Raw genomic sequence first — 23,051 nt, 5'->3', positions numbered from 1 at the left:
CTCACGTACCTCTTTAAATGGCGAACAGCCATACCCTTGGGACCGGCTACAGCCCCAGGATGAGATGAGCCGACATCGAGGTGCCAAACACCGCCGTCGATATGAACTCTTGGGCGGTATCAGCCTGTTATCCCCAGAGTACCTTTTATCCGTTGAGCGATGGCCCTTCCATACAGAACCACCGGATCACTTTGTCCTACTTTCGTACCTGCTCGACTTGTCAGTCTCGCAGTCAAGCACGCTTATGCCAATGCACTATCGACACGATTTCCGACCGTATCTAGCGTACCTTCGAACTCCTCCGTTACACTTTGGGAGGAGACCGCCCCAGTCAAACTGCCCACCATACACTGTCCCCATCCCGGATAACGGGACAAGGTTAGAACCTCAAACACACCAGGGTGGTATTTCAACGTTGGCTCCATCAGATCTAGCGACCTGACTTCAAAGCCTCCCACCTATCCTACACAGATCTGTTCAAAGTCCAATGTAAAGCTACAGTAAAGGTTCATGGGGTCTTTCCGTCTTTCCGCGGGGAGATTGCATCATCACAAACATTTCAACTTCGCTGAGTCTCTGGAGGAGACAGTGTGGCCATCATTACKCCATTCGTGCAGGTCGGAACTTACCCGACAAGGAATTTCGCTACCTTAGGACCGTTATAGTTACGGCCGCCGTTTACTGGGACTTCAGTCAAGAGCTTGCACCCCATCATTTAATCTTCCAGCACCGGGCAGGMGTCACACCCTATACGTCGACTTTCGTCTTTGCAGAGTGCTGTGTTTTTAATAAACAGTTGCAGCCACCGATTCTCTGCGGCCTCATTGGGCTCACCAAGTAAATGGATCACCTACTAAAGGCACACCTTCTTCCGAAGTTACGGTGTCAATTTGCCGAGTTCCTTCTCCAGAGTTCTCTCAAGCGCCTTAGAATACTCATCTCGCGCACCAGTGTCGGTTTGCGGTACGGTCGTCAATAGCTGAAGCTTAGTGGCTTTTCTTGGAAGCAGGGTATCACTCACTTCGTCTGCAAGCAGACTCGTTATCACGCCTCATCTAATCCCCCCGGATTTGCCTAAGGGGCACGACTACACGCTTGAACCAACATATCCAACAGTTGGCTGAGYTAACCTTCTCCGTCCCCACATCGCACTAYWSATCGGTACAGGAATATTGACCTGTTTCCCATCAGCTACGCATCTCTGCCTCGCCTTAGGGGCCGACTCACCCTACGCCGATGAACGTTGCGTAGRAAACCTTGCGCTTTCGGCGAGGGGGCTTTTCACCCCCTTTAACGCTACTCATGTCAGCATTCGCACTTCTGATACCTCCAGCAGGCTTCACAACCCACCTTCACAGGCTTACAGAACGCTCTCCTACCACKTGCAATAAATTGCAMATCCGCAGCTTCGGTAACTGGCTTAGCCCCGTTACATCTTCCGCGCAGGACGACTCGATCAGTGAGCTATTACGCTTTCTTTAAATGATGGCTGCTTCTAAGCCAACATCCTGACTGTTWTAGCCTTCCCACTTCGTTTCCCACTTAGCCAATTTTAGGGACCTTAGCTGGCGGTCTGGGTTGTTTCCCTCTTGAGTCCGGACGTTAGCACCCGGTGCTCTGTCTCCCAAGCTGTACTCATCGGTATTCGGAGTTTGCATAGGTTTGGTAAGTCGCCATGACCCCCTAGCCTAAACAGTGCTCTACCCCCGATGGTAATACTTGAGGCACTACCTAAATAGTTTTCGGAGAGAACCAGCTATTTCCAAGTTTGTTTAGCCTTTCACCCCTATCCACAGCTCATCCGCTAGTTTTGCAACACTAGTCGGTTCGGACCTCCAGYRCSTGTTACGGTACCTTCATCCTGGCCATGGATAGMTCACTTGGTTTCGGGTCTACACCCAGCGACTRWTCGCCCTATTCGGACTCGATTTCTCTACGGCTWCCCTATTCGGTTAACCTYGCCACTGAATGTAAGTCGCTGACCCATTATACAAAAGGTACGCAGTCACCCTTGCGGGCTCCTACTTTTTGTAWGCATGCGGTTTCAGGATCTATTTCACTCCCCTCCCGGGGTTCTTTTCGCCTTTCCCTCACGGTACTWGTTCACTATCGGTCGATTACGAGTATTTAGCCTTGGAGGATGGTCCCCCCATATTCAGACAGGATTTCACGTGTCCCGCCCTACTCTATTCGCGCCTAGTTCCACAATCTGCATTTCTCATACGGGGCTATCACCCGCTGTGGCCGGACTTTCCATTCCGTTCTGATATACAAACTGCTAAAACGCGAGGGCTACTCCGATTTCGCTCGCCACTACTTTCGGAATCTCGGTTGATGTCTTTTCCTCGAGCTACTGAGATGTTTCAGTTCACCCGGTTCGCCACAATGACCTATGTATTCAGTCAGAGTTACTCCTTGCGGAGTGGGTTTCCCCATTCGGAAATCTCCGGATCAAAGCTAATTTGCCAGCTCCCCGAAGCTTATCGCAGGCTATCACGTCCTTCGTCGCCTGTAATCGCCAAGGCATCCACCACATGCACTTAGTCACTTGACCCTATAACTTTGACAGCGCTGACTGCACTGTCGTCAAGGACTCAATCCGATCTTGTTTCATCGGATTGTTATTTGAGTATTCACGCGTTACGCCGTTCTTCATACCTAATCAATTTCTTGCTTAGTTGAAGTCTATGTTTGACGCAATCAAAATCGCTGTTAGCGGCACGGTGTACCAGAAGGTACTTTCCGCTAACAGCGCTGATTCGACTCTACAAATTGTTAAAGAACAACAGCCGATCTTTGCAGACCAGAGCTGGTAAACCTCAGCGAACATTGCTATTCGCTAAGGTTTACCAACTGAGTAAGTGAAACTGGTGGAGGATGACGGGATCGAACCGACGACCCCCTGCTTGCAAAGCAGGTGCTCTCCCAGCTGAGCTAATCCCCCGGTTCAAATCTCGCGACTTGCCGTGGTGGGTCTGGCTGGATTCGAACCAGCGACCCCCGCCTTATCAAGACGGTGCTCTAACCGACTGAGCTACAGACCCACGCGAACCATGCGCATGAACTCTGTTGTTGTCGCCAGCCTGTCGAGGCCAGCTCAACAGGCTCACGCAATTTCACTCACTGTTGTGTGACAGCCGATAAGTGTGGGCGCTTAAAGCAAAGTGCTTGAGCTTTCGCTCTTTAGTGTGATCTTGCTCTGCCACTACCTAAGTAATGACGAGGCGCGATCTATCTAGAAAGGAGGTGATCCAGCCGCACCTTCCGATACGGCTACCTTGTTACGACTTCACCCCAGTCACGAACCCTGCCGTGGTAATCGCCCTCCTTGCGGTTAGGCTAACTACTTCTGGCAGAACCCGCTCCCATGGTGTGACGGGCGGTGTGTACAAGACCCGGGAACGTATTCACCGCGGCAAGCTGATCCGCGATTACTAGCGATTCCGACTTCACGCAGTCGAGTTGCAGACTACGATCCGGACTACGACCGGGTTTCTGGGATTAGCTCCCCCTCGCGGGTTGGCAGCCCTCTGTCCCGGCCATTGTATGACGTGTGTAGCCCTACCCATAAGGGCCATGATGACCTGACGTCATCCCCACCTTCCTCCGGTTTGTCACCGGCAGTCTCATTAGAGTGCCCTTTCGTAGCAACTAATGACAAGGGTTGCGCTCGTTGCGGGACTTAACCCAACATCTCACGACACGAGCTGACGACGGCCATGCAGCACCTGTGTTCTGGCTCTCTTTCGAGCACTCCCAAATCTCTTCAGGATTCCAGACATGTCAAGGGTAGGTAAGGTTTTTCGCGTTGCATCGAATTAAACCACATCATCCACCGCTTGTGCGGGTCCCCGTCAATTCCTTTGAGTTTCAACCTTGCGGCCGTACTCCCCAGGCGGTCAACTTCACGCGTTAGCTTCGTTACTGAGAAGAAACCCTCCCAACAACCAGTTGACATCGTTTAGGGCGTGGACTACCAGGGTATCTAATCCTGTTTGCTCCCCACGCTTTCGTGCATGAGCGTCAGTACAGGTCCAGGGGATTGCCTTCGCCATCGGTGTTCCTCCGCATATCTACGCATTTCACTGCTACACGCGGAATTCCATCCCCCTCTACCGTACTCTAGCTATRCAGTCACARATGCARTTCCCAGGTTGAGCCCGGGGATTTCACAWCTGTCTTRYATAACCGCCTGCGCACGCTTTACGCCCAGTAATTCCGATTAACGCTYGCACCCTACGTATTACCGCGGCTGCTGGCACGTAGTTAGCCGGTGCTTATTCTTCAGGTACCGTCATGAGTCCCAGGTATTAACCAGAACCTTTTCTTCCCTGACAAAAGCGGTTTACAACCCGAAGGCCTTCTTCCYGCACGCGGCATKGCTGGATCAGRCTTKCGYCCATTGTCCAAAATTCCCCACTGCTGCCTCCCGTAGGAGTCTGGGCCGTGTCTCAGTCCCAGTGTGGCTGGTCGTCCTCTCAGACCAGCTACAGATCGTTGGCTTGGTGAGCTTTTACCCCACCAACTACCTAATCTGATATCGGCCGCTCCAATCGCGCGAGGTCTTGCGATCCCCCGCTTTCACCCTCAGGTCGTATGCGGTATTAGCTGCTCTTTCGAGCAGTTATCCCCCACGACTGGGCACGTTCCGATATATTACTCACCCGTTCGCCACTCGTCAGCTTAACCTGTTACCGTTCGACTTGCATGTGTAAGGCATGCCGCCAGCGTTCAATCTGAGCCAGGATCAAACTCTACAGTTCGATCTTGAATTTACTCAACGGAATCGACTTAAACCATTTGCATAGTTCAAATCTAATTTCCGTGAGCGTTTAAAGTCCGAAGGACCGTCATCAGTCACCTGACAACATCACTTCACTTCAAACGCCCACGCTTATCGGCTGTGAATTCTTAAAGAACATCGCGCTTGAAACTCGTCAGCATTCGCTGCTTCGTTCCATCCGCGTCGCTGTCAAATCAGTTTGATTCGTCAGCAGCAAAGAAGCGAGATTCTAATCTGCTTTTTGCGTCGTCGTCAAGTATTTTCGAAAATTTCTTTCTCGATACTCATCGACTTGCTTTCCTTCACCACCTCCAAACTACTCGCTTTCGCGTTTTGTTCGTCAGCAGCAAAGAGGCGAGATTTTGATCTGCTTTCGCAGCATCGTCAAGTACTTTGCGAAAATTTCTTTTCAGAACTCTTCAGCACCCAACGAACTCTCCAGCTCGCCATCCAGACCTTTCAGCCCAGCTCCACCAACCACCTCACAACCATCCGCCGTTCCCGACAAGCGCTGCGTTGTGATCAGCGAAGCCCACGACTGTAGCATAGGTTTTTCTGTGTCCGCAAGGACGTCTGACAATTTGATCTGGCGCGGCAATTTCCAGGGATTGAGGTAATCAGCAACCTGTACGCCTAACTCGAAACCAGGCAGCCATCCGTGGCGGTTGCCCTCGGCGCCGAGCGGCCTGGCGCAAGCAGCAGCCGCAGTCAATGCACGGCTACTGCGCTGCGAGCAACGACCAGCTCCTTCTCGGCGGTGGCCTGAGGATCGTCGCTGTCCAGGATGTGCGGCAGGGCCGTAGCAAGGCGCTGCGCGTCAGCGCGCAGGATGCGCTGCTTGACGGCAGGAATCTGTGACGGGTGCATGGAGAAACTGCGCAGGCCCATGGCCAACAGCAGTTCGGTAAAGACGGGGTCGCCCGCCATCTCGCCGCAAACGCTGACGCCCTTGCCCGCCGCGCGCGCCTGGGCGATGGCCTGGCTGATCAGCTGCAGCACTGCCGGATGCCAGGGATCGTAGAGATGGGCAACTGCTTCATCGGCACGGTCGATGGCCAAGGTGTACTGGATCAGGTCGTTGGTTCCTATGGAGACGAAATCCACATGCCGCAGCAGCAGCGGCAGCATGACCGCTGCGGCCGGGATCTCGATCATGACGCCCAGCTCGACGCGCGTGTAGGCATGGCCGGCATCGGTCAACTGCTGCTGCACCTTGCGCACCGTCTCGACGATTTGCCGAACTTCCGACAGATGCGCCACCATCGGGATCAATAGTCTGACCTTGCCGAAGGCGCTCGCTCTATAGATGGCGCGCAGTTGCTGACGGAACATGCTCGGCTCGGCCAAGCTCCAACGGATGGCACGCAGGCCCATCGCCGGGTTGAGCACATGCTCGTGGCGCAGTTCGTTGACCGTCAACCGATCCAGCGGCTTGTCCGCCCCCACGTCGACGGTGCGAATCGTGACCGGCATGCCCTTCATCGCCACGACGGCGGCCTTGTAGGCAGCGAACTGTTCTTCCTCACTGGGCAGTTCGCCCTCACGGTTCATGAACAGAAACTCGCTGCGGAACAGCCCGACGCCCGTGGCCCCCGATTCCACTGCCGCCTCCGCGTCGGCAGGCATCTCGATGTTGGCGTGCAATTCGATGTGCTCGCCATCCAGCGTGACGGCCGGCGTGTGCCGCAGGCGCCCCAGCCGCGCGCGCTCCAGCTCACTCTGGCGCTGGCGGAAGCGGTACTCCTCCAGGACGATGGGCGAAGGATTGACGATGACCGTGCCCGCGTCGCCATCGATGATGACCCAGTCATCCTGCCTGATGAGGCGCGAGGCCTCGCGAGTGCCCACCACCGCCGGGATATCCATGCTGCGCGCGACGATGGCGGTGTGGGAGGTCTTGCCACCAATGTCGGTGATGAAGCCGCGGAAGACGCTGCGCTTGAACTGGATCATGTCGGCCGGCGCAATGTCGGCGGCCACCAGCAGCAGCGGATCCTCGCCCGCAAAGTCGCGTGGCGTGACGGGCGCAGGCGTGTCACCCCGCTCCTGGGACAGCGCACGCAACACACGCTCGACGACCTGCTCCAGGTCAGCCTTGCGCTCGCGCAGGTAGTCATCTTCCATCTCGTCGAACTGGCGTGCCAGCACCTCGAGCTGGGCAGACAGCGCCCATTCCGCGTTGTAGTGCCGCTCGACGATCCACTGGCTGGCGCTCCCGGTCAGGGCCTCGTCGTGCAGCAGCATCAGGTGCACGTCCAGCAAGGCCGCGAGTTCGTGGGGCGCGTCGCCTGGCAGTTCATCCCTCAACGTCTCCAGCTCCAGCACGACGGCGTCGCGTGCGCGCAGCAGTCGCCCAATCTCGGGCTGGACCTCGTCGGGCGTCACGAAATAGTGGGCGACGTCGACGCGGCTGGAGGCGATCAGCACCGCGCGACCGATGGCCACACCACGTGAGACCGCAATGCCGAACACCTGAAAACTCATCAGCACCCTCCGCAGATCAATCCCCAATGTAGCTTGAGCCACAGGGCTGCCGCGTCATGGTTTTTTCATAGGGCCTTCACCGCTGCGTCAAACCGCCGCCCCAGCATGCCGGGCATGAACCGCAGTTTGATCGTCACGCATGCACAGCCGCATGCCCCCGCCCTGCACCGCCCGGCGCGCGCCTCTTCCCCCCGCCTCAGCGTCAGCTGGGCACGCAGCGAAACGGAAGTTCGCGAAGCCCAGGCGCTGCGCTACCAGGTCTTCGCCGTCGAGATGGGCGCCCGCCTGCCCACACCCAAGGGTTCACCGGCCGGGCTGGACGTCGACCTCTTCGACGCCTATTGCGAGCATGTCCTGGTGCGCGCCGGGGGCGAGGACGACGAGCCCGGCCCTGTCGTCGGCACCTACCGCGTGCTGACGCCGTCCGCCGCCAAACGCGCCGGCGGCCTGTACAGCGACACCGAGTTCGACCTGACGCGCCTGCGCGGCCTGCGTTCCCGGGTCGCCGAGATCGGCCGCTCCTGCGTGCATGCCGACCACCGCAGCGGCGGCGCCATCATTGCGTTGTGGGGCGCGCTGGCCGAGTTCATGGCCCGCAACGGTCTGGATACCGTCATCGGCTGCGCCAGCGTCAGCATGCGCGAYGGCGGCCAYTTCGCGGCSAGTCTGTGGAAGCAGATCGCCGCCAACCACCTCGCGCCCATCGACTGCCGGGTGCGCCCGCGCCTGCCGCTGCCCATCGAGCACCTGCGCCAGGACCTGGTGGTGGAACCGCCGGCCTTGATCCGCGGCTATCTGCGCTGCGGCGCCAAGTTGATGGGCGAGCCGGCCTGGGACCCCGACTTCAACACCGCCGACCTGCCGCTGCTGCTGCGCACGGCCGATCTGCCGGCGCGCTTCAAGCGCATCCTCGGCTGATCACTGGCCTTCGCCGAACTTGTCGTTGACGAGGGCGGTGATCTGATCCTGCGCGGCTTGTTCGTCCTCGCCATCAGTCTCCAGTTCGACTGTCGCGCCGATGCCAGCGGCCAGCATCATGACGCCCATGATGCTCTTGGCGTTCACGCGCCGGCCGTTGCGGCTCATATAGACCTCGCACTTGAAGCTGCCGGCCAACTTGGTTAACTTGGCCGAGGCGCGCGCGTGAAGACCCAGCTTGTTGCTGATGGTGAGGGTGGACTTGATCATTCGTCGGGGGGCAAGGGAGGCATGGCGACGATGCCGGTGACCGCGCCCTGCATGGCGCGCCGTGCCAGCTCGGTCAAAGGCTTCTGGCTGGCATAGCAGAGGGTGCGCCACAGCATGGGCACGCTGACACCGCTAAGCACCTGCACCTGCTCTCCCGCCAGGCGCTGGGCGCCGTTGCTCGGCGTGGCGCCGAACACATCGGTCAGCACCAACCACTCGGGCTGGTCGGCCCGGGCCATCAGCGCGCGGGCAGCTGTCTCGACGTCGTCCGCGCTCATGCCAGCATCAACATCCAGCACGGTCAGCGTCGGCGCACAGTCGGGGAAGGTGTGTTCGGCCACCTGCCGCAGGGCGGAGGCCAGCGGTGCGTGGGCGATCACAAGCAGGTTGGGCATGGGGCAGGATGTTAGCGGGCGGTCTCCATGGCCAGCCCGGCACGGAAGCTTTCCCACGCGGCCGGGTCGTCCTGCGGCAGCGTCATCAGCGCCTGGTAGACACGGCCACCGTGAGCGAACACGGCCACGCGAGTGATCCCGCCCGCACCGGTCAGGCGGTACTCGGCAGCCTCCGGCAGCGGCGTCATGCCCGGCACCAGCAGCGGCTGGGCCGGCGGCAGCGGCTGGCCGAGCTTGGTGGCCAAGGCCTGGGGCATGGCCTTGAGGGCTGGGCCGGCCTGGGTCGGGTCGGGCCCATCAGCCCAGGACAGCGCGAAGCGCCCGCCGCCCGCTTCGCACTGGGCCAGGCCCATCGCACCCTGGCCGGCGTGAGCGGGGCGCTGCTCGATGTCGGGCTTGCAAGGGAAGAGGGCCACAGCGCCCGATCCGGTCGGCCTGACCTCGCGCCAGTTCAGCGTCGGCTGGCAAGCCGCCAGCAAGCTCAGCATTAGGGCAAATCCGGCAGTCGTGCGGCAGGGCATGGGCGAATTATCGACAGCGGCCCGAGGACAATTCCGCAATGCAAGAAATGCCCTCTCCCCAAGCCCCTCAGGCGCTGTCCGGCGTGCGCGTACTGGACCTGTCACGCGTGTTGGCCGGCCCCTGGTGCACGCAGACCCTGGCCGACCTCGGCGCCGACGTCATCAAGATCGAACGCCCCGGCAGTGGCGACGACACACGTGCCTGGGGCCCGCCCTATCTGAAGGATGCCGACGGCCAGGACACGTCCGAGGCCGCCTACTTCCTCGGCGCCAACCGCAACAAGCGCTCGCTGGCCGTGGATCTGGCCACGCCCGAAGGTCAGGCCATCGTCCGCAAGCTGGCGGCCCAGGTCGATGTGCTGGTGGAGAACTTCAAGGTCGGCGACCTGGCTCGCTATGGCCTGGACGCGCAAACCCTGCTCGCCGAGCACCCCGGCCTCGTCATCTGCTCCATCACCGGCTTCGGCCAGACCGGCCCCTATGCCGAGCGCGCCGGTTATGACTACGCCGTCCAGGGCATGGGCGGGYTGATGAGYGTGACCGGCGAGCGCGACGACCTGCCCGGCGGCGGGCCGCAGAAGGTGGGCGTGGCCGTGGCCGACCTGTTCACCGGCATGTATGCCACCGTCGCCATCCTGGCCGCGCTGCGCCACCGCGATGCCACCGGCCAGGGCCAGGTCATCGACATGGCCCTGCTGGACACCCAGCTCGCCATGCTGGCCAACCTCGGCAGCAACTACCTATGCAGCGGCAAGGCGCCGGGCCGCATGGGCAACGCCCACCAGAACATCGTGCCCTATCAGGTCTTCGAGGCCAGCGACGGCTATCTGATCCTGGCTGTCGGCAACGACCGCCAATTCGCCAAGTTCTGCGACATCGCCGGCCAGCCGGGATGGGCCACCGACCCACGCTTTGCGACCAACTCCGAGCGCGTGCGCCACCGCGCCCTCCTCGTGCCTCAGTTGGAGGAAGCCATGCGGCAGCGCCCTCGCGCCGACTGGCTCGCGGCGCTGGAGGCTGCCAAGGTGCCCTGTGGCTCGATCAACTCTATTGGTGAGGCGCTCGCCGACCCGCAAGCGCAAGCTCGCGGTGCCGTGGTTGCCATGCCCCATCCCTTGACGCCCGATCTGCGCCTCATTGCCAGCCCAATGAAGCTGTCGGCCACACCCGTGGCCTATCGGTTCGCGCCGCCGCTGCTCGGCCAGCACAGCGACGAGTTGCTGCAAGAAGCCGGCTGTTCTGCGGAAGAAATCACAAACTGGCGCAACAGTGGTGTCATTGCGTGAGGGCTAACCCACCCCCAAACCCAGGGTTTCCCCCTGGGTGGGGGATGGAGATGGCGGCGCGCTGTCCGCAGCATGCGCTCACGCACCGAGGCGGGCCAACCACCTAGAACCATCCGCCTCGGGTCCGCAGCCACCGGGTCATGTCCACACCGCCTTCTTCCGCGCCAGCAAGTGCCGCCAACGATGTCATGCCTGAGCCTTCACCGGTCCAGTGGGCGGACATCGTCCAGCAGCTGGGCGCCGAGATCGCCGGGCCGCTGAGCGCGGCGCTGGAGCAGATCCAGAACCTCGCCACCACCGGCCAGATCGACCGCCGCGGCCTGCGCCTGTTGAAGCGCAGCGTGGACGACGCTCGCACGGCCGGCATGCTGGGCCAGCAGCTCTCCCGGCTGGCCTCCGGCCGCCTGCGCCTGAACCGCGAGCGCCAGCACCTGACGCAGATGCTGCGCAGCGTGCTCGCCCAGCGCAGCCGCGAGACCCAGGCGCGCGGCGTGCAGGTTCGCCAGTCGCTCAAGCCCGTCGAGATCTGGGCCGACGGCGCCCTGCTCTTCGGCCTGCTGAATGCGCTGATGGACTGGGCGCTGGCCAATACGCACTCCTCCGTCGACCTGCGACTGGATCTGACGCCCTGGCCGGTCAAGGCGCGCCTGAGCTGCCGCTTCGCCCACCGCTCGCTGGAATTGCTCAGCGACGACGCCGACCCGCACGCACCGACGCCCGGGCTGGACTCGCTGGCCTGGCGGCTGCTGGAGCAAACGGCCATCACGCTGGGTGTGCTGCCACTGCGCGAGCAGGAGGCCGGCATCACGCTGCTGACGCTGGAGTTCAACCAGCTCGCGCCGGACGAAGCGCCGCCGCCGGACAGCACCAATGCCCGGTTGGAAGCCGAGGCCGAACGCATGGGCGGCAATTCGCGGCCGCTGGCGGGCTGCCAGTTGCTGATCGTGTCGGCCCACCGCGACATGCGCACCGAGGCCCAGGCCGCCGTGCGCCACATGGGCATGCTGGTGGATGTGGTCGGCAGCGTGGCCGAGGCCGAGCAGTTCTGCCGCGAGGGCCTGCCCCACGCCATGCTGTTCGACGCGGCGCAGATGAGCGAGCCGCTGCTGCAGCTCATCGCCGGCGTCATGCGCGACGCGCCGGACTTCGCCTTCGTCGAGATGTTCGATGGCGAGCACCGCACCCAGCTGTCCACCGCCACCGGTGACGGCGTGGCCCGCATCTCGCGCCGCCACCTGCCCGACGCCCTGCCCTCGCTGCTGATGTTCGAGCTGGCCAAAAGGGTTTAGCGGCTTCTCTAGAATCCGGGCCATGCTGACCCGCCGCGCCCTTGCCTCTGCCCTGATCTGCGCCGCCGCGCTGACGGGCTGTGCCCGCGAGCAGGCACCCGCCGTCGACTATGTGCTGCTGAACGGCCAGAAGGCCAGCTCGCGGGACTGGACCGGCAAGGTCATGCTGGTCAACTTCTGGGCCACCAGCTGCGCGACCTGCGTGAAGGAGATGCCGCAGATCGTGGCCACCCACGACAAGTTCAAGGCCCGCGGCCTGGACACTGTCGCCGTGGCCATGAGCTACGACCCACCGGCCTTCGTCGCCAAGTACGCCGAGACGCGCAAGCTGCCCTTTGGCGTGGCCATCGACAACACCGGCAGCGTCGCCCAGGCCTTTGGCTCGGTGCAGATGACGCCGACCACCTTCCTCATCAACAAGCGCGGCGAGATCGTCAAGCGCTTTGTCGGCGAACCCGACTTCGCCGCCCTGCACGGCCTCATCGAGCAGCTGCTGGCTGAGGCGTAAGCCCGTCGATGAAGACGGCCATGCGCGCCGCGATGAAATCGACCTCTTCCTCCAAAGCGAAGTGCCCCGTGTCGAGCAGATGCAGCTCGGCCTCGGGCAGGTCGCGCAGATAGGCCTCGGCGCCCGCCGCCGGGAAGAAGGCGTCGTTGCGACCCCAGACGATCAGCGCCGCCGGCCGATGTTCGCGCAGCCAGGCCTGCCAAGCCGGGTAGCGCGCCACGTTGCGGTGGTAGTCCAGCGCCAGGTCCACCTGGATGGCCTTGCGGCCGGGCAGGTCCAGGAAATGCTGGTCCAGCAGCCAGCCCTCGGGGGCGATACGCGCCGGCTCGCGGGTGCCGCCCTCGTATTGCATGCGCGTGACCTCGGCCGTCAGGATGCCCGTGACGGCTTCCACGGCACCTGGCCGGCCGGGCTGCAGCGCAACCATGTCACGTGCCATCGCGCTCAATCCCTCCTCGTAGGCATTGCCGTTCTGGATGACGAGACCGGCAATCCATTCTGGGTGGCGCTCGGCAATGCGCAGGCCGATGGGCGCGCCGAAGTCGAACAGGTAGGCGACGAAGCGGTCCAGGCCCAGCGCCTCGCAGAACCCCTCGACGACATCGGCCAGGCGGTCGAAGCTGTAGCCAAACTCGGCGGCCGGCGGCGCGTCGCTGAGGCCGAAACCCGGATAGTCGGGCGCGATGAGGTGGTAGCGATCCGCCAGCAGCTCCATCAGCTTGACGTACTGGCGCGACGATGACGGGAAGCCGTGCAGCAGCAGCAACGTCGGCGCATCCACCGGGCCGGCCTCACGGTAGAAGATGTTCAACCCGTCGATTTGGATGTTGCGATGGAAGATGGGGTGATTCATGGCGATCTCCTCTGGGATGGCTCCAGTGTGCTTTCCGGGCAGACCGCCCGGTAGCCGCGCTATCCTGCAAACACCTTGCACTTTGAGTGGAAGATGGCCATCAACGCCCTCGCCAACGTCAACCTCAACCGCCTGGCCGTCTTCGTCGCCGTCGTCGAAACCGGCTCGCTGAGCGCAGCCGCTCGCCGGCTGGGTATCGCGACGACCATGGTCAGCGCCCACATGCAGCGCCTGGAGCGCGAGGTCGGCGCCAGCCTGCTGTTGCGCACCACACGCTCCCTGCGCATGACCGAGGCGGGTGAGGGCTTTTTCGATGCTGCGCGCCAGATCGTGGCCGACACCGAGCGGGCCATCGCCGCTGCCGCCGGAAACACGGCCGAGCCACGTGGCCGGCTGCGCGTGACGGCGCCGGTGGACTATGCCGAGCGCGTGCTGGCGCCCGTCGCCGTCGCACTGACGCAGCGCCACCCGCAACTGCAGATCGATGTGCTGGCTGTCGACCGGCTGCTGGACCTTGTGGCCGAGCAGATCGACGTGGCCATCCGCATCGGCCAACTGGCCGACTCCGAGCTGCGCGCGACGCGCATCCGGTCCTTCAGCGCCTACGTCGTTGCCAGCCCGAGCCTGCTCGAGGGACGCGCCGCACCCGCTCATCCGGGCGAGCTGGCAGCCCTGCCGCTGATTGCGCTGACCGTGCTTCCCCAGCCGCTGCAATGCCGCTTCAACGCCGACGGCGAGGCCGAACAGGCGGTGCGCTTGCAGTCCGTGCTGTCCTTCAACACCGCCTCAGCCCTGCGCAGCGCGGCATTGGCGGGTGGCGGCATGGCCATGCTGCCGGACTATCTCGTTGCCGACGACCTCGCCGCCGGCCGCCTCGTGCGCCTGCTGCCGGGCTGGCATCTGCCCGAAGGCGGCATCCACGCCCTCTATCCGGCCGCCCAGCAGCCACCTCGCAAGACGCGCCTACTCATCGAGGCGCTGCGCGCCCAGGCCGGCGAATCCTGACGTTATGGACGTCCCACAAGCTCTCATGACCACCGAGGCGCCGCTGGACTGACACTGCGGCGATGCAAAAGACGCTTGCCGCCCTCGCCATATCCCTGCTGCTGGCTGGCTGCGCCCACCAGCCCCCGCCGCCACCGTCGCCACCCCGCATCGAGCCCACGGCCACACAGCTGGATGCCGCTCGCCGCGCCAGCCTGGACGCCACCGAACTGGCCAGCCTGCTCAACAAGCCGCTCTACCAGATGCAGCCGCGCGAGCTGGGCCGCTACCTGGCCTGGCAACAGCAGGACCAGCCGGCCCTGCGCCAGCGCATCGCGGCGCTGGCACGCAAAAACATCGGCCAGCCCTACGAGCTCTTCCTGCTGGGCGAGTTCCCCTACGAGACCTACGACGCCCAGCCGCTGTTCGACCTGAGCAAAAGCGACTGCGTCGTCTTCGTGGAACATACCTATGCGATGGCATTGAGCGCATCCTGGGAAGAGTTCTTCTGGATGCTGCAGCGCATCCGCTACCGCGACGGGGTCATCGGCACCGCCACGCGCAACCACTACACCGAAGCCGACTGGAATGTCGCCAACCGCTGGTTGGTGCAGGACGTCACCGCCACCCTGGGCGCGCCGACCCAGCCCTACCGCCAGCGCATCGACCGTCAGGCCTTCCTGCTCAAGCAGTTCAAGATCCGCCGCGACATCCCGGTGCAGAACTTCGACGATGTCTACGTTGCCAAGCAGGACGCGGCCGCTGTCGAGGCCCAGTTGCAGGACGGCGATTTCGTCAACGTCATCTCCAGCCGCGGCGGCGAGTCCTGGGCATCGCATGTCGGCCTCATCGTCACCGGCGCGGATGGCTCCCGTCGCCTGCTGCATTCAGCCGAGCCGCAGGTGCGCGAGGAGACGCTGCAGGGCTTCATCGCCCGCATGGCCGAACGCGATGCGCGCCAGGCGGGGCAGAACAAGGCGCAGCTGGCGGGCTTCAAGTTCCTGCGCCTGAACGAGGCGCCAGAAGTGCCGCCAATGGCGCCCCAGCCCCGCCCTGGGCGCTCCTGATCAGGCCGCCGTCGGGCTGACCGTCGGGTTCAGCGCCGCGTGGGCCTGCTCGTCCGCGTGGTAGCTGGAGCGCACCATGGCGCCGACGGCCGCGTGCGTGAAGCCCAGCTCGTAGGCTTCCTTCTCGAACTGCTTGAAGGCGTCAGGCGTCACATAGCGGCGCACCGGCAGGTGGTGACCGGACGGCGCCAGGTACTGGCCGATGGTGATCATGTCGATGTCGTGCGCCCGCATGTCGCGCATGACCTGGCGGATCTCGTCGTCCGTCTCGCCCAGGCCGACCATGATGCCGCTCTTGGTCGGCACGCCCGGCACTTCCTGCTTGAAGCGCTTGAGCAGGTCCAGGCTGAACTGGTAGTCGGAACCCGGGCGCGCTTCCTTGTACAGGCGCGGCGCGGTTTCCAGGTTGTGGTTCATCACATCCGGCGGCGCGGCCTTCAGGATGTTCAGCGCGCGATCGGCGCGGCCACGGAAGTCGGGCACCAGCACTTCAATCTGCGTCAACGGGCTCAGCTCGCGGACGCGTGTGATGCATTCGGCGAAATGGCCGGCGCCGCCGTCCTTCAGGTCGTCGCGGTCGACGCTGGTGATGACGACGTACTTGAGCTTCAGCGCCGCAATCGTCTTGGCCAGGTTCAGCGGCTCGTCGACGTCCAGCGGGTCGGGCCGGCCGTGGCCGACGTCGCAGAACGGGCAGCGGCGCGTGCACTTGTCACCCATGATCATGAAGGTGGCCGTGCCCTTGCCGAAGCATTCGCCGATATTGGGGCAGCTGGCTTCCTCGCAGACCGTGTGCAGCTTGTGCTCACGAAGGATCTGCTTGATCTCGTAGAAGCGGGTGGTCGGCGAGCCGGCCTTGACGCGGATCCAGTCTGGCTTCTTCAGCACCTCGGCCGGCACGATCTTGATCGGAATGCGGGAGGTCTTGGCCTCGGCCTTTTGCTTGATCGTCGGGTCGTAGGTGGTCGTGTCGGACATGGTCAAGGCGTCGAGACTTCAAATTGTGCCGAGAGCCGCTCGGCGAGCCGCCCGGCCGCGGTCGACCAGTCGGTGAAAACCCCGAGTTTATCGAGGGATGTGGTTTCCAGGCCTTCGTATCCGCACGGGTTGATGCGCAGGAAGGGTTCCAGGTCCATCGCGACATTGAGCGCAAGGCCGTGATAGGTGCAGTGGCGGCTGACCTTGATGCCCAGGGCGGCGATCTTGGCCAGGCCCTTGAAGGCGTCCGCCGGATCGGCCGGGCCGGCCAGGGCCGCATGGCTGCCAGGGTCGGCCGGGCGCACATAGATGCCGGGCGCGCCGCCGACGCGCAGGCCGGTCACGCCATAGCTGCCCAGTGTCTGGATGATCGCCGTCTCCAGGCGGAAGACGTATTCCTTGACGAAGATGGCAAGGCGCCGCAGGTCGACCAGCGGATAGGCCGTCACTTGGCCGGGGCCGTGATACGTCACCTGGCCACCGCGCTCGGTGGCGACGACGGGAATGTCGCCGGGCAGCAGCAGGTGCTCGGGCTTCCCGGCCAGGCCCTGGGTGAAGGTGGGCGGGTGCTCGCAGAGCCAGAGCTCGTCCGGCGTGTCTGCGTCGCGCGCCGCCGTGAAGGCGCGCATGGCCTCCAGCGTGGGCAGGTAATCGACCCGCCCGAGGGTCTTGACGATCATGCGGGCATCATAGGCAGCCACTGTAAGCCTTCGCTTAGCCAGGACGACTCGACCCGATGAAGACGCCACTGATTGCCGTTGCCCTGCTGCTCACCGCCTCCCTGGCCCGGGCCGCCTCACTGCCCGACGCGCTGGCCGCCTACGACGAGGGCGACCTCAAGGCCGCGGCCCAGGGCTTTGCCGAGTCCGCCCGACGCGGCGAGGCATTGGGCCAGTTCAACCTCGCGATGATGAATCTGCGCAAGGAGCTGCCCGGCGCCAGCGACGCGAAGGCCTGGCAGTGGCTGCAGCGTGCGGCGGCGCAGAAGCTGGCACTGGCCGAGAACGCGCTGGGCGAAATGATCGAGCAGGGCCGCCACGGCAAGCCCGACGCGAAGGCCGCCTGCGGCTGGTTTGAGCGCGCCGCGCAGCAGGGCAACGGCGACGGCGCCCTCGCCACCGCCACCTGCTACTACCTCGGCCGCGGCCGGTCCCAGGACCTGGCCCAGGCCCACCGCTGGTATCTGGAAGCGGCCAAGGCAGGCGACGTCGGCGCCCAATACATCGTCGCGTCGATGTTCGAGACGGGGTCGGGCGTCGAGGCCGACGCGCGCCTGGCGCGCTATTGGTACGACATCGCCGCCAAGAACGGCGACGACGCGGCCAAGGCCAAGATCAAGGCCATGCAGGCCGGCGACGCGGCGACCTGATCAGAGCACGACCTTGACCATGGGATGCGTGGTCAGCGTGCGGTAGATCTCGTCTAGCTGCTCGCGGCTGGTGGCCGTGATGGTGATGGTCAGGCCGAGGTAGTTGCCGCCCTTGCTCGGGCGCTGCTCGATGGTGGCGGCATCAAAGGCTGGGTCGAACTGTCGCGCCACATGGGCGATGGCCTCGACGAAGCCCTCGACATGGGCGCCCATGACCTTGATCGGAAACTGCGAGGGGTATTCGATGAGCGATTGCTCGGGCGGAATGTCGGGCGGCAGGTTCATCGTGACCTCACTTGATCCACAGGCGCAGCGAATCCCAGGCACGACCGAGCAGGCCGGAGCCGGGCACGGCTTCCTGCACGATCAGCGGCACCTCGGCCACCGGCGCGCCGGCCGTCGTCGTCACGCGCAGGGTGCCGACGCGCTGGCCCTTGCTGAGCGGCGCCACCAGGGGGTCGGTGCGCTCGACCTGGGTTTGCAGCTTGGTGCCGTCGCCATGCGGCACGGCGACGAAGATGGCGTCAGCCGCACCGAGCCTGGCTTCCTTGGCCTCGCCCTTCCAGACCGGCACGGTCGCAATCGCCTTGCCGGCGTCAAAGATCTTGACCGCATCGAAGGCCGTGTAGCCCCAGTTCAGCAGCTTCTGGCTCTCGCTGGCGCGAGCTTCCTTTGACGCCGTGCCCATGACAACGGACAACAGGCGGCGCTTGCCGTTGGGGAAATCGCGGTTGGCGCTGGACACCAGGCAGTAGCCGGCGGCCTCGGTGAAACCGGTCTTCATGCCATCCACCGTCGGGTCGCGACGCAGCAGCAGGTTGCGGTTGTCCTGGCGGATCTTGTTGAAGGTGTAGTCGCGCTGCGAGTAGTAGACGTAGTACTCGGGGAAGTCCGTGATGATGTGTGAAGCCACCACCGCGATGTCGCGCGCACTGCTCTTGTGGCCGGGCTCGGACGTGCCGGTCACGTTCTTGAACTCGGTGTTCTTCAAGCCCCAGGCCTGGGCCTGGCGGTTCATCAGCTGCACGAAGTTCTCGACCGAACCGGCCGCGCCTTCGGCCAGGGCCACGGCGGCGTCGTTGCCGCTCTGGATGATGAGGCCGTGCAGCAGCTCATCGACCTTGGGCGTCATCGTCGTGTCGATGAACATCAGCGAAGGATCGCCCTTGCGCTCGTCCCAGGCGCGCTTGGACACGGGCAGGGTCTGCTCCAGCGTCAGCTTTTTCTCCCGCAGCGCGCCGAAGACGACATAGGCCGTCATCAGCTTGGTCAGGGACGCTGGGTCATTGGCCGTGTCGGCATCACGCTCGGCCAGGGTCTTGTGCGTGGTCAGGTCGATCAGCACATAGTTGCGCGCCGCGATTTCCGGTGGCTGGGGGGCCTGGGCCAGGGCAGTCAGCGAGAGCGCGGCGAGGAGGAAAGCAAGCAGTCGTTTCATGGATCTGTTCAGACGCAGCGACTAGATCTTCGTGGGATCGAACGCGCGCACCACAAGGGACTTGAGCAGCGGCAACTGCCCGTGGAAGAAATGGCCCACGCCGGGGACGACGGTCACGGGAAGGCTTTGCGGCCGCGCCCAGTCGAGCACGGCGGCGAGCGGCACAACGTCGTCGACCTCGCCATGGATGACCACGGTGTCGGCAGGCACCGGGGCGGTGTCAAAACGACTGGTCGCCGGGCCGACGAGGACGAGGCGCCGGGCCGGTTCGGCCAGGCGTTGGGCAGCGCGGGAGGCCACGTAGCCGCCAAAGGAGAAGCCAGACAGGATCAATGCCTCGCCGGGCGCGCGAACAGCGTCGAGCACGGCCAGCGCGTCATCAACTTCGCCACGGCCTTCGTCCCAGCCACCTGCCGATTGGCCGATGCCACGGAAGTTGAAGCGCACGGCCCGCCAGCCGAGTTGAATGAAAGCCCGCGCCAGTGTCTGCACGACCTTGTTGTCCATGGTCCCGCCCTGGGTCGGGTTGGGATGGCAGATCAGGGCCGTGCCCGGCGGCGGTGTGCCTGAATTGGAACCAGGCGGCAGGTCGATTGCAACTTCAATCTGCCCGGCCGGGCCGGGGACGAGGCGCTTCTCGGTCTGCGAATTCATCGGCCGACGGAATCCGGCAGCACCAGGCGCTCGACCACCTGGCCGTCGCGCAAATGGCGCTCAACGATCTCGTCCAGGTCGCTCTTGTCGACCCAGGAATACCAGATGGCTTCCGGGTAGACGACAGCCACCGGGCCGCCGGCGCAGCGGTCCAGGCAACCGGCCTTGTTGACGCGCACGCCACCCTTGCCGGCCAGGCCGAGTTGCTTGACGCGCGACTTGCAGTGGTCGAAGCCGCCTTGCGCGTCATGGTCAGCGCAACTGGCCTCGCCATTGGTGCGCTGGTTCAGGCAGAAGAAGACGTGGCGCTCGTAGTAACTCATCGCCGCGGATTGTCTCACTGGGGCTTTTGCACCAGCCGGGCGGCGAGCCAGACGAGGGCGATGAACGGCCAGGTCCAGGCCACCCAGCGCGTCAGCCCATAGAGGTTGATGAAGCGGCCCTGCTCCCAGGCCTGCATGTTCAAGGCCAAGTAGGGGTCGCTGGGCGCCAAGCTGATGAGGCCGATCAAGGCGCACAGCACGAACAGGCCCAGGGCCGCCGCGACACGCGAGGGCAGCAAGCAGGCCACCAAGGCCAGCACGACGCCCAGGCCCACGCCGGGGCGTGTGGCATCGCTGAGCCAGGCCCATGCATGGTCGGGCCCGAAGGCCATCGCGGTTGACGTCGCCGTGCCCAGCAGGCCCAGCAGCACCGCCCCCCCGGCCAGCGCCAGCCGGCGCAGGCCGGAGCGAGCGACGGTGATCATCAACAGCACCGGCGCCAGCAGCCCGAGGGCGATGGCCAGCGCCTCCAGGCCAGGCGGCAGCTCATGCTCGACGGTGACCGCGTCGCCCCAGTTCAGCGCCCAGGGCGTGCCGGTCAGGGCATCCAGCAACATTCCCCGCCACCAGGGCAGCCATTGACCAAGGCCGAAAGGCAGCGGCGTCGGGTACAGCAGTGCCAGCGGCCACAGCGCCAGCAGAGCGAGGGCCGGTGCGCTGCTGGCGCCAAACCAGTGGTCGCGCACGTCCTCCCAGCGCTCCAGGCCCCCGAGGGCGCTGAGCACCAGGCCCAGGGCGGCACCGAGCAGGCTGCCGGCCGAGTTCAGGACCCAGTCAGACAGGGAGGGCACGCGGCCCGGCACGAAGAACTGCAGGGTCTCCATCGCAAACGAAAGCGCCGGCCCGGGCAGCAGGCCGAGCAGCAGCCCGCCGCGCACCCCCCAGCCCGAGCGCATCGCCGCAGCAAAACCGAGCAGGCCCAGGGGGATGTAGCCAATCAGGTTGGCCTCGACGTCGAAGGCCCAGAAGCGGGCCGGCCAGGGCAGGCTGAACAACCAGGGCAGGCCCATGCCGGGCGGCCAGCGCCAGGGCCAGAAGGGGTAGAGGCTGGCATAGGTGACCAGCCCCATATGGGCCAACAACAGCCAGGTGGCGGAGCTTTGACGGCGACGCACTTCCGACCTCAGAAGGGCTTGACGGTCACCAGCACGACGATGGCCGCGAAGAGCAGCACGGCCGTCTCGTTGTAGACGCGGAACCAGCGGTGGCTGCGCTTGTTGGACAGCGTCTCGAAGCTGCGCAGCAGGCGTCGGTTCATGTGGTGATAGCCGATGACGCCGACGACCAGCAGCATCTTGACGTGCAGCCAGTAGCTGCCGGCGAAGCGGCTGGCGCCCCAGCCCACCAGCACCCAGATGCCGAGCAGCAGGGCCACGCCCATCAGGATGCTGCTGAAGCGGTGCAGCTTGTGCGCCATCAAAAGCAGGCGCTCACGTTCGGCATGGCTGTCGGCCGGCACCATGGCCAGGTTCACAAAGATGCGCGGCAAATAGAAAAGGCCGGCAAACCAGGCGGCGACGAAGACGATGTGAAAGGCTTTGACCCAGAGCATGCAGCCATTATGGGCAGCACCGGCGTCAAGCACGGCCGCAGCGCGGACGGGCTTGGGGGAGAGTCGGACATGGGCCGCAGGCACACCGCACGAAGGTGCGGGTTGGGTCGCTCCGCGACACAACAGTCCGGTGAACACCAAAAAAAAGCCCCGGTTCAAGACCGGGGCCGAGAAAGCCTTATCGCTGTCATCACGCTAAGGCTCCTGCTCAGGGAGGAAAAGCAGGGAACGACCACCTTGCGGCTATCATTCAAAAACAAGTTTAGCGCGCTTGAGCGGTGACGTCAGGAATAAATGACGTCTGGATGTGTCAACCATCACGCGCCGGGCCGCACCCCCCGCAGCCTGAGGATTCGACTTGGCCCGCTACGTTTTTTCTCCCTCCGCCTTCCCTGCGGCGCGCCCGCGCCGCCTGCGCCGCGACGCCTTCACGCGCGCCCTGGTGCGTGAGCATGCGCTGAGTGCCAGCGACCTCATCCTCCCCGTCTTCATCCATGAGGGCGAGAACCGTCTGGACGCCGTGGCTTCCATGCCCGGCGTGTCGCGCCAGAGCCTGGATCACCTGCTGCGCACGGCCGAACAGTGCGTCGAACTGGGCGTGCCCGTCATCGCCCTTTTCCCCGTCATCGACGCCGCGCTGAAGACGCCTGACGGCGCGGAAGCACTGAATCCGAACGGCCTGGTGCCGCGCGCGGTGCGCGAGGTAAAAAAACATTTCCCGCAACTCGGCGTGCTGACCGACGTGGCCCTGGACCCTTTCACCAGCCATGGCCAGGACGGTGTCATCGACGAGACCGGCTACATCCTCAACGACCCGACCGTCGAGATCCTTGCCAAACAGGCCCTGGTACAGGCAGATGCCGGCGTCGATATCGTTGCGCCCAGTGACATGATGGACGGCCGCATCGGCGCCATCCGCCAGGCGCTGGAAGCCGCAGGCCACATTCACACGCGCATCATGGCTTACAGCGCCAAATACGCGAGCAGCTTCTATGGCCCCTTCCGCGACGCGGTGGGATCGGCTGCCAACCTCGGCAAGGCTGACAAAAAGACGTATCAGATGGACCCCGGCAACAGCGACGAAGCCCTGCGCGAGGTGGCCCTGGACCTGGCCGAGGGCGCCGACATGGTGATGGTCAAGCCCGGCATGCCTTACCTGGACATCGTGCGCCGCGTGAAGGACGAGTTCCGCGTGCCGACCTTTGCCTACCAGGTCAGCGGCGAATACGCGATGGTCAAGGCCGCCGCGGCCAATGGCTGGCTGGACCATGACGCCGTCATGATGGAGTCGCTGCTGGCCTTCAAGCGCGCGGGCGCCGACGGCGTGCTGAGCTACTTCGCGCTGGACGCCGCGCGGCTGCTGAAAGCGGGTTGAGCCG

At 63.9% G+C, this 23,051-nt stretch carries 21 protein-coding genes, 2 tRNA genes and 2 rRNA genes; 8 read left to right on the top strand and 17 right to left on the bottom strand.

Going from position 1 to position 23,051, the window contains the following annotated elements; all coding sequences use genetic code 11:
* The 5 genes from ACXJKM_RS26880 to ptsP form a co-directional block, all read right to left on the bottom strand.
* Window positions 1-2,554: ribosomal RNA gene (locus ACXJKM_RS26880) — 23S ribosomal RNA — on the bottom strand; the annotation flags it as partial.
* 314 nt (window positions 2,555-2,868) lie between these two features.
* A tRNA-Ala gene (locus ACXJKM_RS26875) sits at window positions 2,869-2,944 on the bottom strand.
* Between the two features lie 23 nt (window positions 2,945-2,967).
* Window positions 2,968-3,044 (bottom strand) — tRNA-Ile (locus tag ACXJKM_RS26870).
* Between the two features lie 195 nt (window positions 3,045-3,239).
* Window positions 3,240-4,763 (bottom strand): 16S ribosomal RNA (locus ACXJKM_RS26865).
* A gap of 728 nt (window positions 4,764-5,491) precedes the next feature.
* Window positions 5,492-7,267, bottom strand: coding sequence for a phosphoenolpyruvate--protein phosphotransferase (gene ptsP / locus ACXJKM_RS26860; RefSeq protein WP_056194294.1), 1,776 nt, complete (start codon window positions 7,265-7,267; stop codon window positions 5,492-5,494).
* Window positions 7,268-7,381: 114 nt separating this feature from the next.
* On the opposite strand from ptsP, the gene ACXJKM_RS26855 reads away from it, so the two are divergent.
* The gene (locus ACXJKM_RS26855; protein ID WP_457324980.1) at window positions 7,382-8,185 is read left to right on the top strand and encodes a GNAT family N-acetyltransferase; all 804 of its coding nucleotides are present in this window, start codon (window positions 7,382-7,384) and stop codon (window positions 8,183-8,185) included.
* On the opposite strand, the gene ACXJKM_RS26850 is transcribed toward ACXJKM_RS26855, so the two are convergent.
* From ACXJKM_RS26850 to ACXJKM_RS26840, 3 genes are read right to left on the bottom strand one after another with little or no spacing between them, the layout of a single operon-like run.
* Window positions 8,186-8,455, bottom strand: coding sequence for an HPr family phosphocarrier protein (locus ACXJKM_RS26850; RefSeq protein WP_056194300.1), 270 nt, complete (start codon window positions 8,453-8,455; stop codon window positions 8,186-8,188).
* Complete coding sequence (locus ACXJKM_RS26845; protein WP_157281251.1) at window positions 8,452-8,850, bottom strand: PTS sugar transporter subunit IIA; 399 nt, start codon at window positions 8,848-8,850, stop codon at window positions 8,452-8,454. Before ACXJKM_RS26845 ends, ACXJKM_RS26850 begins: the two co-directional genes overlap by 4 nt.
* 11 nt (window positions 8,851-8,861) lie before the next feature.
* Entirely contained in the window at window positions 8,862-9,338 is a 477-nt protein-coding gene (locus ACXJKM_RS26840) for a hypothetical protein (RefSeq protein ID WP_056194302.1), read from the bottom strand.
* 80 nt (window positions 9,339-9,418) lie between these two features.
* Here ACXJKM_RS26840 and ACXJKM_RS26835 point away from each other — a divergent pair, with 80 nt between their 5' ends.
* The 3 genes from ACXJKM_RS26835 to ACXJKM_RS26825 all read left to right on the top strand — a co-directional run bounded on the left by ACXJKM_RS26835 (window position 9,419) and on the right by ACXJKM_RS26825 (window position 12,454).
* Window positions 9,419-10,657, top strand: coding sequence for a CaiB/BaiF CoA transferase family protein (locus ACXJKM_RS26835; RefSeq protein ID WP_457356208.1), 1,239 nt, complete (start codon window positions 9,419-9,421; stop codon window positions 10,655-10,657).
* 188 nt (window positions 10,658-10,845) lie between these two features.
* Window positions 10,846-11,946 (top strand): ATP-binding protein, encoded by a 1,101-nt coding sequence (locus ACXJKM_RS26830; protein WP_056194306.1) that lies wholly within the window; start codon window positions 10,846-10,848, stop codon window positions 11,944-11,946.
* Window positions 11,947-11,968: 22 nt separating this feature from the next.
* The gene (locus ACXJKM_RS26825) at window positions 11,969-12,454 is read left to right on the top strand and encodes a TlpA family protein disulfide reductase (protein ID WP_082532494.1); all 486 of its coding nucleotides are present in this window, start codon (window positions 11,969-11,971) and stop codon (window positions 12,452-12,454) included.
* Here ACXJKM_RS26825 and ACXJKM_RS26820 read toward each other — a convergent pair.
* Complete coding sequence (locus tag ACXJKM_RS26820; RefSeq protein ID WP_457356206.1) at window positions 12,426-13,307, bottom strand: alpha/beta fold hydrolase; 882 nt, start codon at window positions 13,305-13,307, stop codon at window positions 12,426-12,428. The genes ACXJKM_RS26825 and ACXJKM_RS26820 overlap by 29 nt on opposite strands.
* Before the next feature lie 99 nt (window positions 13,308-13,406).
* On the opposite strand from ACXJKM_RS26820, the gene ACXJKM_RS26815 reads away from it, so the two are divergent.
* Both ACXJKM_RS26815 and ACXJKM_RS26810 read left to right on the top strand, forming a co-directional pair.
* Window positions 13,407-14,312 (top strand): LysR family transcriptional regulator, encoded by a 906-nt coding sequence (locus ACXJKM_RS26815; RefSeq protein WP_457356209.1) that lies wholly within the window; start codon window positions 13,407-13,409, stop codon window positions 14,310-14,312.
* A gap of 62 nt (window positions 14,313-14,374) precedes the next feature.
* Window positions 14,375-15,358 carry an N-acetylmuramoyl-L-alanine amidase-like domain-containing protein gene (locus ACXJKM_RS26810; RefSeq protein WP_457356205.1) on the top strand — a complete coding sequence of 328 codons (984 nt, stop codon included), beginning with the start codon at window positions 14,375-14,377 and terminating at the stop codon, window positions 15,356-15,358.
* Here the strand turns inward: ACXJKM_RS26810 and lipA are convergent, their stop codons facing one another.
* Together lipA and lipB are read right to left on the bottom strand one after the other, a co-directional pair.
* Window positions 15,359-16,336 carry a lipoyl synthase gene (gene lipA, locus ACXJKM_RS26805; RefSeq protein WP_457356204.1) on the bottom strand — a complete coding sequence of 326 codons (978 nt, stop codon included), beginning with the start codon at window positions 16,334-16,336 and terminating at the stop codon, window positions 15,359-15,361.
* A 2-nt stretch (window positions 16,337-16,338) separates the two neighbouring features.
* Window positions 16,339-17,016, bottom strand: coding sequence for a lipoyl(octanoyl) transferase LipB (gene lipB, locus ACXJKM_RS26800; RefSeq protein WP_457356203.1), 678 nt, complete (start codon window positions 17,014-17,016; stop codon window positions 16,339-16,341).
* Between the two features lie 56 nt (window positions 17,017-17,072).
* Between lipB and ACXJKM_RS26795 the strand changes: the two genes are divergently transcribed.
* Window positions 17,073-17,705, top strand: coding sequence for a tetratricopeptide repeat protein (locus ACXJKM_RS26795; protein WP_457356202.1), 633 nt, complete (start codon window positions 17,073-17,075; stop codon window positions 17,703-17,705).
* Here the strand turns inward: ACXJKM_RS26795 and ACXJKM_RS26790 are convergent, their stop codons facing one another.
* The 6 genes from ACXJKM_RS26790 to ACXJKM_RS26765 are packed head-to-tail and all read right to left on the bottom strand — an operon-like array spanning window position 17,706 to window position 21,672.
* Window positions 17,706-17,990: a DUF493 family protein gene (locus tag ACXJKM_RS26790; protein WP_056194323.1), complete on the bottom strand. Its 285-nt coding sequence runs from the start codon at window positions 17,988-17,990 to the stop codon at window positions 17,706-17,708.
* 7 nt (window positions 17,991-17,997) lie between these two features.
* Complete coding sequence (locus tag ACXJKM_RS26785; RefSeq protein ID WP_457356201.1) at window positions 17,998-19,143, bottom strand: D-alanyl-D-alanine carboxypeptidase family protein; 1,146 nt, start codon at window positions 19,141-19,143, stop codon at window positions 17,998-18,000.
* Window positions 19,144-19,164: 21 nt separating this feature from the next.
* On the bottom strand, window positions 19,165-19,797 hold the full coding sequence (locus tag ACXJKM_RS26780; protein ID WP_457356200.1) for an alpha/beta hydrolase: 633 nt from the start codon (window positions 19,795-19,797) through the stop codon (window positions 19,165-19,167).
* Complete coding sequence (locus ACXJKM_RS26775) at window positions 19,794-20,120, bottom strand: (2Fe-2S) ferredoxin domain-containing protein (protein ID WP_056194333.1); 327 nt, start codon at window positions 20,118-20,120, stop codon at window positions 19,794-19,796. Before ACXJKM_RS26775 ends, ACXJKM_RS26780 begins: the two co-directional genes overlap by 4 nt.
* Window positions 20,121-20,134: 14 nt before the next feature.
* A complete protein-coding gene (locus ACXJKM_RS26770; RefSeq protein WP_457356199.1) occupies window positions 20,135-21,235 on the bottom strand; it encodes a VanZ family protein in 1,101 nt (366 codons plus the stop codon).
* 8 nt (window positions 21,236-21,243) lie between these two features.
* Entirely contained in the window at window positions 21,244-21,672 is a 429-nt protein-coding gene (locus ACXJKM_RS26765) for a CopD family protein (protein WP_056194341.1), read from the bottom strand.
* Between the two features lie 358 nt (window positions 21,673-22,030).
* Between ACXJKM_RS26765 and hemB the strand changes: the two genes are divergently transcribed.
* Window positions 22,031-23,047: a porphobilinogen synthase gene (gene hemB, locus ACXJKM_RS26760; RefSeq protein WP_457356198.1), complete on the top strand. Its 1,017-nt coding sequence runs from the start codon at window positions 22,031-22,033 to the stop codon at window positions 23,045-23,047.
* Window positions 23,048-23,051: the final 4 nt, after the last annotated feature.

It is taken from the genome of Roseateles sp. P5_D6, from assembly GCF_054049415.1.
The sequence above is the reverse complement of the archived record's forward strand: the minus strand, read 5'-3'. Positions and strand labels throughout refer to the sequence as shown.

What these genes read in the sequence shown, in the direction of transcription:
- ptsP (WP_056194294.1), bottom strand. Translation starts at nt 7,267, where the DNA reads ATGAGTTTTCAGGTGTTCGGCATTGCGGTCTCACGTGGTGTGGCCATC.
- ACXJKM_RS26850 (WP_056194300.1), bottom strand. Translation starts at nt 8,455, where the DNA reads ATGATCAAGTCCACCCTCACCATCAGCAACAAGCTGGGTCTTCACGCG.
- ACXJKM_RS26845 (WP_157281251.1), bottom strand. Translation starts at nt 8,850, where the DNA reads ATGCCCAACCTGCTTGTGATCGCCCACGCACCGCTGGCCTCCGCCCTG.
- ACXJKM_RS26840 (WP_056194302.1), bottom strand. Translation starts at nt 9,338, where the DNA reads ATGCTGAGCTTGCTGGCGGCTTGCCAGCCGACGCTGAACTGGCGCGAG.
- ACXJKM_RS26830 (WP_056194306.1), top strand. Translation starts at nt 10,846, where the DNA reads ATGCCTGAGCCTTCACCGGTCCAGTGGGCGGACATCGTCCAGCAGCTG.
- ACXJKM_RS26825 (WP_082532494.1), top strand. Translation starts at nt 11,969, where the DNA reads ATGCTGACCCGCCGCGCCCTTGCCTCTGCCCTGATCTGCGCCGCCGCG.
- ACXJKM_RS26820 (WP_457356206.1), bottom strand. Translation starts at nt 13,307, where the DNA reads ATGAATCACCCCATCTTCCATCGCAACATCCAAATCGACGGGTTGAAC.
- ACXJKM_RS26810 (WP_457356205.1), top strand. Translation starts at nt 14,375, where the DNA reads ATGCAAAAGACGCTTGCCGCCCTCGCCATATCCCTGCTGCTGGCTGGC.
- lipA (WP_457356204.1), bottom strand. Translation starts at nt 16,336, where the DNA reads ATGTCCGACACGACCACCTACGACCCGACGATCAAGCAAAAGGCCGAG.
- lipB (WP_457356203.1), bottom strand. Translation starts at nt 17,016, where the DNA reads ATGATCGTCAAGACCCTCGGGCGGGTCGATTACCTGCCCACGCTGGAG.
- ACXJKM_RS26795 (WP_457356202.1), top strand. Translation starts at nt 17,073, where the DNA reads ATGAAGACGCCACTGATTGCCGTTGCCCTGCTGCTCACCGCCTCCCTG.
- ACXJKM_RS26790 (WP_056194323.1), bottom strand. Translation starts at nt 17,990, where the DNA reads ATGAACCTGCCGCCCGACATTCCGCCCGAGCAATCGCTCATCGAATAC.
- ACXJKM_RS26785 (WP_457356201.1), bottom strand. Translation starts at nt 19,143, where the DNA reads ATGAAACGACTGCTTGCTTTCCTCCTCGCCGCGCTCTCGCTGACTGCC.
- ACXJKM_RS26780 (WP_457356200.1), bottom strand. Translation starts at nt 19,797, where the DNA reads ATGAATTCGCAGACCGAGAAGCGCCTCGTCCCCGGCCCGGCCGGGCAG.
- ACXJKM_RS26775 (WP_056194333.1), bottom strand. Translation starts at nt 20,120, where the DNA reads ATGAGTTACTACGAGCGCCACGTCTTCTTCTGCCTGAACCAGCGCACC.
- ACXJKM_RS26765 (WP_056194341.1), bottom strand. Translation starts at nt 21,672, where the DNA reads ATGCTCTGGGTCAAAGCCTTTCACATCGTCTTCGTCGCCGCCTGGTTT.